Source organism: Pectobacterium carotovorum, assembly GCF_900129615.1.
Lineage (GTDB): Bacteria > Pseudomonadota > Gammaproteobacteria > Enterobacterales > Enterobacteriaceae > Pectobacterium > Pectobacterium carotovorum.
The window spans coordinates 126475-139724 of record NZ_FQWI01000007.1 but is presented as its reverse complement, the minus strand read 5'-3'; the positions used below and the strand labels follow the sequence as shown (position 1 = coordinate 139724).

The window sequence follows — 13250 nt, the reverse complement described above, 5'->3', positions numbered from 1 at the left end:
CGTTAGTCCCTCTCATCCGGCGACAGGCGACGGCGACTGAAGAATTTCAGGCCACGCCACAACAGCCAGGCAACAATAATGACGGTAAGGGTCGATATGATCGCCAGCCAGATGGGATGCTGCGCCAAGGCGTGCCAGATACGTTCCCACCACGGCAGGTGACCGACGTAGTAAACCTCACCGACGCGCAGATTATTGATACCCGATTCGCGGATGACGGAAACGGAGCCGAACAGCGAGGCTCTTTTTTCGCTGTCGATCAGCGCGTTGTTGAGCAGCGTATAACCCTGTGGACTGTCGGCCAGCAGGGCGACCACGCTGCGCTGGTCGTGATACGGAGACTGGAAGCCGATAATGGCTGACATCGCGCCGTTACCGCTGACGGTGGTTTTGCTGTCTGGCGTCGCGTCAGATGCGGGTGAGCTCATATCTGGGATCGCGGTCTGGCGTGTTGGCTGCTTGATCCAACTTTGCGTTTGCTCGACTAGCAGGTTGATTTTGCTGTTGTCGTGCAGCTCTGGCGGGATAGCGCCGATCATCAGAATATCGCGGTCCTGCTTATCTATTTGCGTCCAGTCATCGCTGAGCTGCACCGCTAACGCCGGGTAGCCCGTTTGCGACCCAATGTTACCGATGGCGTTCAGCATGGCGCTGACCTGAGCCGGTTGTGGCTGTTTGTTCACCAGCACCAGCGTTTGTGACAGGTCAGCCAGTCGGCTGAACGGGTAGCCCGCATTGGCAAAGGCACGCAGATCCGGCATCGCCATAAAGTGACGATAGCCAGAGAAGTTAATCGTCGAATTGCTGTCGATGACGGCGTGATTGACGACTGGCGTATAGGTTTCGCAGCGGTCGGCTGTGCCGCTGGAGAGCAGCGTGGTGTAGTTGAAATCAAAGCGCAGCTGGTTGGTGGTGCCCAGTTTCAGCGCCGGAATGGACAGGCTCTTGTCGGAATCCCATAGCCCCTGCGTGAGCGGCAGGCGCATCAACAAGGAATTCTGGTCCTGCTCCGGTGCCAGCGAGAAGGCCTGTACGAACTGGTTGTTCAGGTTGATGCTCAGGCGTGAACCATCCTGAACCTGTGGTGCGGTGTAGCGATATTTCAGGCGCATATCGATGCCCTGACTGCGGATCAGGAACAGGTCGGGCGGCAGGTTCATGGTCAGCGAAATCGGCCGGGGCACGATACCGTCGGTTTGCAGCTGTTCGTTATATTGCTGGAGTTCGGCGAAGGTCATGGGGCGATCGGTGCGCACCCAGTTTGGCGCATCATATGGCTGGCGTGGGGCGAGCTGTTCGACCTTATCGATGGTGACGCTTTGCCCACGGAACAGCGGGTTCCCCTGTGCGATGCCCTGCACGGCGGTAAACAGTTCATTGTCATCACGCCCCTGAACCAGCAACAGCTTAATGTGAGGATCGTTAGGGTGGCTGATGATCGATACCGTTGGTCCGTTCACAGCGGGAGTATCACGCAGGAAATCCGGCCGTTTCTCGTTGGTCGCGAACACAATACCGTGACTATTTGGCAGTTGGTTGAAGAGGGCAGGGAAAGACTGCCCGCGCCATTGTGCTTTGCTGCCAAACCACGATGCGAGCACCGCGGCGGCACGCTGTTGCACCAGATCCGGCTGGTCGGCAAAGACGATGGGCAGCGTTAGTGGGCGGGTATCGCGGCTGTCAAAAAACGGCGCAGGGAACGGCGACAGATCGTCCTTCAGCGTCAGCTTCTGGAATTGCAGGTTGAGCGCGCTGGCTTTGCTGACATCCAACCACAGGCTGGTGCTGGCTGGGTTTTCGCAGATGTTCTGATAATGGCCGACGAACACCAATTGCAGGCGGTTAAAGTCCGTGATGTAGCGCGGATCGATAGGCATGCGGACGCGGTTGGATTTCCCCATCTGCTCTTTGCTAATCGTGGTGACGCCCATGAGCTCATTGTTCAGGTAAACCTTGATATGCGACTCGGTGGGGATCAGCGCCGGTGATGGGGTAAATTCGAGGTCGAGCGACGCCTGTGTGACTACTTCGTCGCTGCGAACGCCGAACTCAATCTGCCCGTTGGGATCAACACCGCGCAGCGCAAAGGTGCCTGGCGCAGGCGCGATTTGCGCAAAAGGCATCACCACGTTGCGCACGGCGGCGTTGGTCGCTGGTTGCGCCAGAGGAATCGCTGGCATCGTCGTCGCTGGCGCTGCGGTGGCAGCGTTGGCGGGCGGCAGGGGCGCGTCCCCCGTGGCCGGTGTTTGTGCGTGCGGCGCGGTGACAGCCTGAGATAATGAGCTGACGCCTAAAGCCAATGCGGTGAACCAGATTATTTTTTTCGTCATCGTGTCATCATCAATGTTAAGGGCCTTTCTCATTGTCGGGAGAAAGACCGTTGATCACGGCCTGTGAATGGCAATCAAGCCACTGTCTTTTCTGTAAACAGGTTCTCTTGTGCAAATCGCGTTTCATGGGCAGACGGCGTCTTGCCCTGATGTACGGCTTTTTCCGGTAGCGCAGCGCCCGGCGGGGCTGTTACGGGGCGTTTCCCCACATAGCGCGGGATGAATGACACCACCCACACCACGGTGTTGAGGAAGGCCAGGATAATGTTGCGTATGACTGGCGGCGCGTAATCGGCCAGACGCAGGTAGCCGCGAAAGCCGAGAGCCAGCACATCAACCAGACTTTCGACCGGTTTATCCTGCGGGAAGCTGTCTTGCCAGAGCGCCCAGGTGTCGGCGCGGGCAAACGTACATTGAATGAAATCAATATGCTGGCGGATGGTCAGGTTGGTCATGCGCAGGCCAATTTTGTTGTCGAACGCGCGGGTGACGCTGAACGGGAAGGCGTACTCCTGCTGACCGCGTTTTAGCAACAGCGAGACGTTGTCCCCGACCTGAAGAATGCCTGATTCGCGGGCTTCAACACCGACACCGCCATCGGAATAGTCACGCAGCACGCAGGGGAAAAGATGTCCATCGGCACGGAGGATGGCGGCGGACATCGACATCTCCACCCGGTGTGCCTGACGCACCTGCTTGGCTTCTACGGCAACCGCGACGGCTCCGCCTAAAATAGTCATGTTGTACATGACCCAGAGCAGACTGATGAGCACCGTCATGATCTCTTCCGGCGGCCCGTAAATCAGTCGCCAGCCGGCATACACCACTCCGGCGATGTTCAGCAGCACCAGCACCAGATAAGGCCGCGTAATCACCCAGTCGACATGCTGTTCTTCCACCAGCCCACCTTTCGCCGTCACGTTGAATTTCCCTTTATGCGGGTTAAACAAGGCCACGGTGGTGGGGCGGGCGATGTACCACGCCAGCACAGTTTCATAAATCTCACTCCAGAAAGAGTGGCGGTAGCGACCCTGAATGCGTGAGTTGGTCAGGCTGGCGTGCACCATATGCGGCAACACGTAGAGCGCGATGGCCAGCGCTGGGGCGAAAATGATGTAGGCGTGCAGCAGCAGAAAGGCCAGCGGTGCGGTCAGGAAGATCAGACGGGGAATACCAGACAGAAAGTGCATCATGGCATTGGCATAACACAGCCGCTGCCCGAGCTTCAGCCCTTTGCCGAACAGCGGGTTATCCAGTCGGAAGATTTGCACCATCCCGCGCGCCCAGCGAATACGTTGCCCGATGTGGGCCGAAAGGCTTTCGGTCGCCAGTCCAGCGGCCTGCGGAATGCGGATATACGCCGAGCTGTAGCCACGGCGATGCAGGCGCAGCGACGTGTGGGCATCTTCCGTTACCGTTTCGACCGCGATGCCGCCAATCTCATCCAGCGGTTTACGCCGCAGGATGGCGCAGGAACCGCAGAAGAACGTGGCATCCCACATGTCGTTGCCGTCCTGAACCAGACCGTAGAACAGCGTGCCTTCATTAGGCGTGCGGCGGAAGCGGCCCAGATTGCGTTCGAACGGGTCGGGCGAGAAGAAGTGGTGTGGTGTTTGTAGCATCGCCAGCTTTTTGTCTTTGAAGAACCAGCCCATGGTTAATTGCAGGAAAGAGCGGGTAGGGATGTGGTCGCAGTCGAAAATGGCGACAAACTCGCCTTCCGCCTGTTTCAGGGCGTTGTTGATGTTCCCGGCTTTGGCATGTTCGTGCGTGACGCGGGCGATGTAATGGACGCCGACTTCTTCTGCGAAGGCTTTAAATTCGGCGCGCCCGCCGTCATCCAGAATATAAATATTGAGCTTATCTTTAGGCCAGTCGATGCCCAGCGCGGCATACACCGTCGGTTTCACGACGCTCAACGGTTCATTGTAGGTCGGGATCATGAGATCGACGGTCGGCCACGTTTTGCTGTCTTCCGGCAGCGAAACCGGGTGACGGTTAAGCGGCCAGATTGTCTGGAAATAACCCAGAACCAACACGACCCAGGCATAGGTTTCCGCCGCCAGCAGCAGCAGGCCGCAGATCAGGCTCAGTGGATCGTCCCAGTTCAGCGTTTCGGTATAGCGCCACCACAGATAACGGCAGGAGACGGTGAAAGAAAGGGCGATCATCATGAGCGTCGGCATGCGTCCCGGCATGTTGCGAACGAGCATGGCGATACCCCACAGCAGCGCCATAAAAATAAACTGAGACAGCAAATCAAACGGCTGCGTGATGCACAGTAGCGCCAGCGCTGCGCACAGCAGGCTCAGTATCACTGTCACCAGCCTTTGTATGCGGCTCGTCTTGGCGGAGCCTGACTCATGGTCTTCGCGATCGTCAGTATTCGCGTGGCTAAAGCGGGCGAACAGCGCTTGCTGCGCGTTCATGTAGCGTTGCCGCCAGCGCGGCAGCGCGGAGAAGTAATTACGGCGTGATGTCGGCAACTGGCCGTTTTTGATGGTCAGCAGCCAAATCCCCTGCGTCAGATAGCGAAGAATATCGGCCGGACGCGGGCGTTGAGGCGAAATGTGTGGGAACCAGTAGGTTCGCTGCGCGCGAATCTGTTGCCAGCCCTCAGACTCCAGCCGCAGGAAGATCCAGCCGAGTATCGCAAACAGCGTGGCGAGAAATGCCGCAAAGGCGGAGGCACCCTGCTGGCGATAGCCGCGGTAGCGCTGCTGTATCGCCTGTCTGGCGGGCGGAACGAGAAAGAGGCGCAGAATCCCGCTCATACGCCGCTTTCCTTAACGTGAATCAGGCACCAGTTTGCCAGCGTCATGATCTCTTCCGCTGCCACGCTATCCGGGCGGCATTCGCCCAGCGGCTGTTTCAGCATCAGCGATTCTGCCAAGGCTTCGTCACGGTGTACCACCAGCGGCAACAGGTGTGACAGCGTATGCAGCCAGAGCTGGTGTAAATCCTGCTGGAGCGTGCTGAGAGTAGAAAATTGATTAACCAGAAAATGGCACTGACGTGGCAACGCCTGCTGATGTAAGCGTGAATGGCAGTTGGCATCGGCCACCACCACCTGAAAAACGGTATTCGCGGTGGCTAACGCCTGTCGCGTGAGCGGGCTGTTGTCCGCCGGTACATCGATCAGTATCCAACGATGACGACCCGCCGCATTGAGCTGAGCCAGATTGTTTTGCCAGAGTGCGGGGTGCTGGTGGTAATGTTGTTGAAGCGTTGCGACTTCCTGCGTGTTCAGGCGACCAAACGGCAGAAAATCCAGACCGGGGAGATACTGCATGGCACCCGTTTGCCACGGCGCGCCGTCGGCTTCCGCTCGCGCCCAGCCGCGGCGTTGTTCAAACGGCATATTAAAGTTAATGCGCAGCAAATTGTCCGGCGAAAAATCAATCACCAGCGCGGATTCGCCCAGCCGTTGGAATGCCCATCCCAGTGCAGCGGCGATCGAGGTGGTGCCTACGCCTCCGCGAATTCCCTGCAATGCAATAACGGGCATCGTCAGTCGCTCCCGGCCGGTTCTTTTAATTCATCCAGTAGCGGCCAGCGAGCCATCATTTGGCTCAGACGCGCCTGACGGGTGATATCGATATAGTTTATTTCAGGTAAAGAGAAAGCCTGACTAAGAACCCGTAGGTCGTCATCGGTTCTTGCATCCTCGGTTAAATCGACGCGTGCGCTGGCATCTATACGATTCGGTTCGTTATTCATTCCATGCCTCTGAAATAGGCTATCCGTTATCATTGAGATCGATAAAGGGAAACATCTGAATGGCAGATGTAGTGGTTCTTTTACTGCATCCACAACAGACAGTCTGGTAGATGAAGGTGTACGCCTCTGCTGTCTTTTATATGTAGTCAGGTGTGCCAATTAACTATAGCAATGAATTCGCGATTGCAATGTGAATAGCCAAAAATAGTAATGAGGTGATTTATCAAGGGATAGGAATAATTCATAGCGGACAGTTGTGATCCCGCAAGGGGCTGCTAGAGTTTATTTTGACTGTATATTTAAGGTGGAATGCCGCCATTAACGGAAAAGAAATCAGTCTATGAAGCAGAACTTTTCATTAGGTATTCGTGACCTTTGGGATGAGCTGGCTACGCTCCAGCAGGCTGGCTTTTATTGGGTGAATATTGACCGACAGGTTGATGCCGCATTATTTTGCCAACAAGTCATACACAGCCAAAATAACGACGTGAGAGTGGCGTTAATAGGCTGTGGGGAAAGATCTGATCCTCTTCTGACGGCATTGTTTACGACAGAACGTAATACTACCGAAACAAAACAATTATCTTGCTATGCACTGCCGGAAAATAAAGCCGCGTTGCTGAATTTAACCGATGATTTAATGCGTGCATTGCGCCCCAAAAACCGTCTATTGGTGCTTTATGCTCCGGCCAGCCTGTGGCGGGATATTTCGCCGGAAAGGCTCCAGCGTTGGGTGGATGATACGGCGGCATGGCTGCATCAACGCCAGTGTACGCTGGTGGTTATTAGCCACAGCAGCGGCGTCACCCGCTTGAGGAATATGCTGATTTCTCAACATCGCGGGCTCTACGGTTTGTCTAGCCTGCAATGGCAACAGGATCGCGCGCAGTATCTGGTGTCATGGTGGGCAACGGAAAGAGGCGTACGGGCGAATAAGGTGCAGATGCTGCAATCCGACAGTGACGGGTGGCACATGCTGAAGGAAGAGGAGCTAACCCTCACGCCGTCTCTGGATGATGATGGGCTGTTCTTGATGGAAAAGAGCGTGATGGAAGGCGCGCCTGCGCTGTCAGAAAACTGGCAGCTACTCGACGACAACGCCATTTTGGTACAAACCGGCATGCTGACGAACTCGGCTACCCTCGTTTTTGCGCTCAATCAAACCAGTCAGGTGGATACGCTCGTTAAACAGGTTCATAGCCTGCGGCGGCAGCGTGGTGAATTGCTGAAGATTGTGGTGCGGGAAATGAAGCCTTGTCTGCGTGCCAGCGACGAGCGCCTGCTATTGGCATGTGGCGCGAATATTATTGTCTCGCATTCAGAACCGCTATCCCGTTTCCTGACGCGGATTGAAAGCGTGCAGGGGCAGCGCTTTACTAAACACGTTCCTGTCGATGTCGAAGTCTTGCTGACTACCATGCGGCCGCTACAGATTAAGGGCTACCAGCCTCCTGAGACATTTCGGCAGTCTGTGCAGATGTTGATTGATAGCACGCTGATGCCGGAAGGCAGTAAGGGCGTGCTGATCGCATTGCGCCCCGTGCCGGGCGTACGGGCGGCGCAGGCGTTGACGCTGTGCACGCTGCGACGCTTTGGTGATGTCGTCACGATCGCGCAGGGTCGCCTGTTTTTGTTCCTGTCCAACTGCCGTCTGAATGAGCTGGATATCGCGCTGAAATCTATTTTCCGTCTGCCGGTGGATGAAGCGTTCAGCAATCGGATTGTCTGGTCACAAGACTTACAGATTCTGGCAGAAGTTAAATCGCTGGTGCAGGACGATACGCTGGAGCAGGAGCGGCAGATTAACGATTATGTCCACTTGCAGCAGGCCGAATCGGCACCGCGTAGCCAGACGCCGCGGCGTGAGCCTGTTGCTATTAATTTACTGGAATCCGATCTATTGGGTTCCAATTTACGGGCCCGCGCACCGGGAGAACTGTCATGAACCTGATTGATATCGTTCAACTGGTGTTGTTGAGCGCGGTCATCTTTTTTACGCTTGGCTACCTGGCGCACCGTGTGATTCCCCACTGGCTTCAGTATTGGAAAAACAGGCTGTTGTCACCGCGCTACCTGAAGCCTGCGAGTGTCTGGATGCGTAGTTCTTCTTCAACAAAGACGGTCTCAACCCAGCCGACTTCAGCAGAGACTAAAAAATAAAATGGACGACAAATCACGTAAGCAGCAACCGCATACGCAACAACAGCAGAATATCTGGCGCTACTGGCGTGGGCTCGGTGCCTGGAATGTGTATTTCTTGCTGAAATTTGCCCTGTTATGGTTTGGCTACCTGAATTTTCATCCGCTGCTTAATCTGGTGTTTCTGGCGTTTTTGCTGTTCCCGATTCCCAACGTTACGCTGCACCGCTGGCGTCATATTATCGCCATCCCGCTCGGTATCGGGCTGTTTTACCACGATACCTGGCTGCCGGGCATCAACAGTATTCTCAGTCAGGGGTCACAGGTTGCGGGCTTTAGCGCTGCCTATTTGCTGGAGCTGTTCAATCGCTTTATTAACTGGCAAATGGTTGGGGCGGCGGCGGTCATTATCGTGGCCTATCTGTTCTTCGCGCAGTGGATTCGTATTACGGTGTTTACCGTAGCGGCGCTGGCGTGGTTAAACATCGTCAATCTGGCGGGCCCGGCGGTATCGCTGATGCCAGCGATATCAACGGCATCAACATCGTCAGCGGCGTCGTCCCCAACGGGCGGAGACGCTGCGTTACCCGAGGCCACCTTACCGCCAACGAACGCGAACCTGACGGCTTATCTGGACCAGTTTTATACACGAGAAAAAGCACGAACCACGGCATTCCCGGCTACATTGCCGCAGGATGCGCAGCCTTTTGACCTGCTGATTATCAATATCTGTTCGCTGTCATGGTCGGATCTGGAAGTGGCGCAGTTGGAAAACCATCCGCTGTGGAAGAAGTTCGATATCCTGTTCCGTGAGTTTAACTCTGCCACTGCGTATAGCGGGCCTGCATCCATTCGCCTGCTGCGCGCAAGCTGCGGCCAGCAGTCCCACACCGATTTGTATCAGCCAGTGAACCAGCAGTGTTACCTGTTCAGTAATCTGGTGAAGCTGGGCTTTGAAGAGCAACTGATGCTCGACCATTCCGGCGTCTTTGGGAATTACCTGCGTGAGGTGCGTGAAGAGGGCGATATTCAGATCCCGATGCTGTCGCAGGAGGGCATCAGTCACCAGATTACGTCGTTCGACGGCGAGCCAATTTATAACGATCTGGAGCTGTTAAATCGCTGGTTGGGCGAACGGGGTAAAGCGGCGACGACGCGTAACGCGACCTTCTTTAACCTGATTCCACTCCATGACGGTAACCGCTTTGTGGGTACGAACCAGTCGGCAGACTATGCACCACGCGCGAAAACGCTGTTTGACCAACTGGATACGTTTTTTGACGAGTTGCAAAAATCCGGCCGCAAAGTCATGGTGATTGTGGTGCCGGAGCACGGCGCGGCGCTGGCTGGGGATAAAATGCAAATGTCCGGGCTGCGCGATATTCCTAGCCCGAGCATCACGCATATTCCGGTCGGTGTGAAACTGTTTGGCCTACAGGCACCGCATCAGGGTGACGCGCTGGAGATTACGTCGCCGAGCAGCTATCTGGCGATTTCAGAACTGGTTGCTCGGATGGTGGACGGCAAGGTGTTCACCGCGCCTTCTGTCGACTGGCAAACGCTGACGAACGCACTGCCGCAAACGGAAGCGATCTCGGAAAATGAGAACGCGATCGTGATGCAATATCAGGGAAAACCTTACATTCGCCTGAACGGCGGAGACTGGGTGCCTTACCCGCAATAACGTCATCCCATCACGTTATCGGGCAGGCGAGAATCCTGCCTGATTCCCTTGTCTGTTCCCCGAATGACCGCGCTAGCTTATGCAGGGGATATCCCCTATTCTGAGGCCGCGTTACCGCTGTTGCCAAACGTAGCCTAGGATTAAGATGAAATCCCCCGAACATCAGCAGAAAACAGCGTTAAGGCGGCGATAAGCTGCCTTATACTATTTGCCGCGTGTAAATCGCGTTGCTGTGTGTAACGCGTGCGCATTTTTCGCGTTGTATATTGCTCACCTGTTTGTGGTTTGGTGGGCCAGGTATTCAGGTCTGCATAAAAGGTTGACGGAGAAAGCGCTTGCGGCTCAGACGTTCATTAACGATTAAACAGATGACAGCCGTGTCCGCCGTGGCACTGGTGACGATCAGTCTGTTTATCGTCATACAGCTCTTTCACTTCGTTCATCAGCGCCGTGAAGATTATGCCAAGCAGTTGGAGAGCATCGCGTATTCCGTGCGCCAACCGCTGACGGATGCGGTGTTACAAGGGGAAGTGCAGCGGGCGGGCAATATTCTGGACAGTTTATTACCGGTTGCTTTTCTGAGCCGGGCAGATGTGCTGCTGCCGGATGATTTCCAGACGCTGCACGCGAATTTCCCGAAAGAGCGTCCGGTGCCAGACTGGATCGCACGGGTCTTTAAGCTGCCGATCCGTATCTCTATTCCGCTTTATTCACCGCCACAGACGCAGTATTCGGCTCCGCTGGCGCATCTGGTCTTGCAGGCGGATTCCTACCGGATGTATCAATTTATCGTCAGCACCTTTTCAACCATGCTGGCGACGTATCTGCTGCTGGCGCTGATTATGTCGATCGCCATTACCTGGTGCATTAACCGCCTGCTGATACACCCGCTGCGTGGGATTATTGTCGAGTTACAGAATCTACCGCCGGACGACATGCTCCACCGTCAACTTACGCTGCCGCCCTGGCATCAGGATGATGAGCTGGGCGCGCTGGTACGCAGCTATAACCGCAATCAACAACTGCTGGCGCAGTCGCTTTCTGCCGGAACGGAAGGGGCGGGGCTGCCGGACAAAGCGCACTTCATGCGACGCCTTGAACAGCGTCTGGCCGATGCCACACCGTTCAGTCTGCTGGTTTTCGGGCTTGATTCGTCCGCCAGCAAGCAGGGCAAGGTAGACATGCTGGCGAAGCAGCTCAGCGCGGCGATTGAAGAACAGAACGAGGCAGAGCTCATCTATCTGGCGCGTCTCGACTGCGATGAGTTCGCTATCATCGGGAAACCGCTGCAATCCGCCGGACAGGCGCAAGATTGGGCGCAAAACGTGATGCTGGCGATTAATTCACCCTTTTTGCCTGCGGGCTCCCAGCCGGCGCGGGCTGTCAGTGTGGGTATCCTCACCATTACCGATCCTCGACCCGAGGAGGCGGCGCTGCTTTTATCACAGGCACGTTTTGCTATGCAGCTGGCACGGCGTGATAAAAAATGCGGGATTCACCATCTCACGGTGTCTTCCTGAATATTCATAGGTAACGCAAATGTTACTTTTTATATATAGGTTTCCTGAAAGGCGCATTCCCCGTATGGCGGGGGTTTGAGGGCTTTTCAACGCCACTCTTCTGCCGAAAAAATGTGCATCTGTTACAAGTAAATTGCACTGATGTTTCTTTATAATTCCTGCTGACGTGATTCAGCTCTTGTTTTTAACCTGTCGTTCACAAACTAAACTTATAAAACATTCTCAGCTTGTTATTGCAATGTTACTTTTCGGCGCAATCACAGGCGGCATTTTCGTACCCTATTCCCCTCCTGTGTTTTCCCCACCATAGGACGTATGTATGAAAACATCAATTTTTAAAAGTCTTTATTTTCAAGTTCTTGCCGCCATTACAATAGGGATACTGTTGGGGCATTTCTACCCCCAACTTGGCGAGCAAATGAAGCCGCTGGGCGATGGGTTTGTTAAATTAATTAAAATGATTATTGCGCCGGTTATCTTCTGTACGGTAGTAACTGGTATCGCAGGCATGGAAAGTATGAAGTCGGTCGGTCGTACTGGTGCGGTCGCCCTGCTGTATTTTGAAATCGTGAGTACGATTGCGCTGATTATCGGCCTGGTCGTGGTCAACGTGGTGCAACCTGGTGTGGGCATGAACATCGATCCAAGTACGCTTGATGCGTCTGCGGTGGCGGTTTATACCCAACAGGCTTCGCAACAGGGTCTGATTCCGTTCCTGATGGACGTGATTCCAGCGAGTGTGGTCGGTGCGTTTGCCAGCGGTAATATCTTGCAGGTTCTGCTGTTTGCTGTGATGTTCGGCTTTGCGTTGCACCGCTTAGGGCCAAAAGGCAAAGTGATTTTTGATGTGATCGACAGCTTCTCCAAGGTCATTTTCGGCGTCATTAACATGATCATGAAACTGGCTCCGCTGGGTGCATTCGGTGCAATGGCCTTCACCATCGGTAAATATGGTGTCGGTACGCTGGTGCAGCTGGGACAGCTGATCGCCTGCTTCTACATCACCTGTGTGCTGTTCGTGTTCCTGGTGCTGGGCAGTATTGCCAGAGCGACGGGCTTCAGTATCTTCAAATTCATCCGCTACATCCGTGAAGAATTGCTGATCGTACTGGGCACATCCTCTTCTGAATCCGTGCTGCCACGTATGCTGGAGAAGATGGAGAAGGTCGGTTGTAAAAAATCGGTCGTGGGTCTGGTTATTCCTACCGGCTACTCGTTCAACCTGGATGGCACCTCCATCTATCTGACAATGGCCGCGGTATTTATCGCTCAAGCGACCAACAGCCACATGGATATCTGGCATCAGATTACCCTGCTGGTGGTGCTGTTGCTGTCCTCTAAAGGCGCAGCGGGCGTGACGGGAAGTGGATTCATCGTGCTGGCGGCAACGCTGTCTGCCGTAGGCCACCTGCCAGTTGCTGGTCTGGCGTTGATTCTGGGTATTGACCGCTTCATGTCAGAAGCCCGTGCGTTGACCAACCTGATTGGTAACGGTGTGGCAACCATCGTGGTCGCGAAATATTGCCGCGAGCTGGATGAGAAGAAACTGGATGCTGAGCTGTCTGGCACCAACAAGAATGATAACGCAGCTACACCAACTGCGCAGTCATAATTCCAACGTGTAGTCATCGTTCCGGTATCGTTTTCTAAATCAGTTCCCCACGGCGCTAACGCCCGTGGGGAATTTTTTTGTCTGCCAACACGTCGAACCAAACTGTTTCCCTTCCTTTTCTTACCCGCCATTAAACGTAAAAATATTGTTAAATATGACTATTTTTACCTTTTTTGCAGATTATTTCGTCTTCTGGAGTGACATAGACAAAAGCGCGCGGTCTAAGGGAATGGTACACTTCGCGT

Annotated in this window: 9 protein-coding genes; 5 read left to right on the top strand and 4 right to left on the bottom strand. The window is 54.7% G+C overall.

Going from position 1 to position 13250, the window contains the following annotated elements; all coding sequences use genetic code 11:
• Positions 1-2: 2 nt before the first annotated feature.
• From bcsB to bcsR, 4 genes are all read right to left on the bottom strand, one after another.
• Positions 3-2330, bottom strand: coding sequence for a cellulose biosynthesis cyclic di-GMP-binding regulatory protein BcsB (gene bcsB, locus BUB06_RS15020; protein ID WP_039474748.1), 2328 nt, complete (start codon positions 2328-2330; stop codon positions 3-5).
• A gap of 74 nt (positions 2331-2404) precedes the next feature.
• Positions 2405-5104 carry a UDP-forming cellulose synthase catalytic subunit gene (gene bcsA / locus BUB06_RS15015; RefSeq protein WP_039474751.1) on the bottom strand — a complete coding sequence of 900 codons (2700 nt, stop codon included), beginning with the start codon at positions 5102-5104 and terminating at the stop codon, positions 2405-2407.
• On the bottom strand, positions 5101-5838 hold the full coding sequence (gene bcsQ / locus BUB06_RS15010; protein WP_010301216.1) for a cellulose biosynthesis protein BcsQ: 738 nt from the start codon (positions 5836-5838) through the stop codon (positions 5101-5103). The genes bcsA and bcsQ overlap by 4 nt, the downstream gene beginning before the upstream one ends.
• Before the next feature lie 2 nt (positions 5839-5840).
• On the bottom strand, positions 5841-6050 hold the full coding sequence (bcsR, locus tag BUB06_RS15005; protein WP_010301212.1) for a cellulose biosynthesis protein BcsR: 210 nt from the start codon (positions 6048-6050) through the stop codon (positions 5841-5843).
• A 340-nt stretch (positions 6051-6390) separates the two neighbouring features.
• On the opposite strand from bcsR, the gene bcsE reads away from it, so the two are divergent.
• From bcsE to BUB06_RS14980, 5 genes are all read left to right on the top strand, one after another.
• On the top strand, positions 6391-7995 hold the full coding sequence (gene bcsE, locus BUB06_RS15000; RefSeq protein WP_039474754.1) for a cellulose biosynthesis protein BcsE: 1605 nt from the start codon (positions 6391-6393) through the stop codon (positions 7993-7995).
• Positions 7992-8210: a cellulose biosynthesis protein BcsF gene (bcsF, locus tag BUB06_RS14995; RefSeq protein ID WP_010301205.1), complete on the top strand. Its 219-nt coding sequence runs from the start codon at positions 7992-7994 to the stop codon at positions 8208-8210. Before bcsE ends, bcsF begins: the two co-directional genes overlap by 4 nt.
• A 1-nt stretch (position 8211) precedes the next feature.
• Positions 8212-9873 (top strand): cellulose biosynthesis protein BcsG, encoded by a 1662-nt coding sequence (gene bcsG / locus BUB06_RS14990; RefSeq protein ID WP_039474758.1) that lies wholly within the window; start codon positions 8212-8214, stop codon positions 9871-9873.
• 368 nt (positions 9874-10241) lie between these two features.
• On the top strand, positions 10242-11393 hold the full coding sequence (locus BUB06_RS14985; RefSeq protein WP_039474760.1) for a diguanylate cyclase: 1152 nt from the start codon (positions 10242-10244) through the stop codon (positions 11391-11393).
• Positions 11394-11712: 319 nt separating this feature from the next.
• Positions 11713-13005 (top strand): dicarboxylate/amino acid:cation symporter, encoded by a 1293-nt coding sequence (locus tag BUB06_RS14980; RefSeq protein WP_039474762.1) that lies wholly within the window; start codon positions 11713-11715, stop codon positions 13003-13005.
• The last annotated feature ends 245 nt before the right edge of the window (positions 13006-13250 follow it).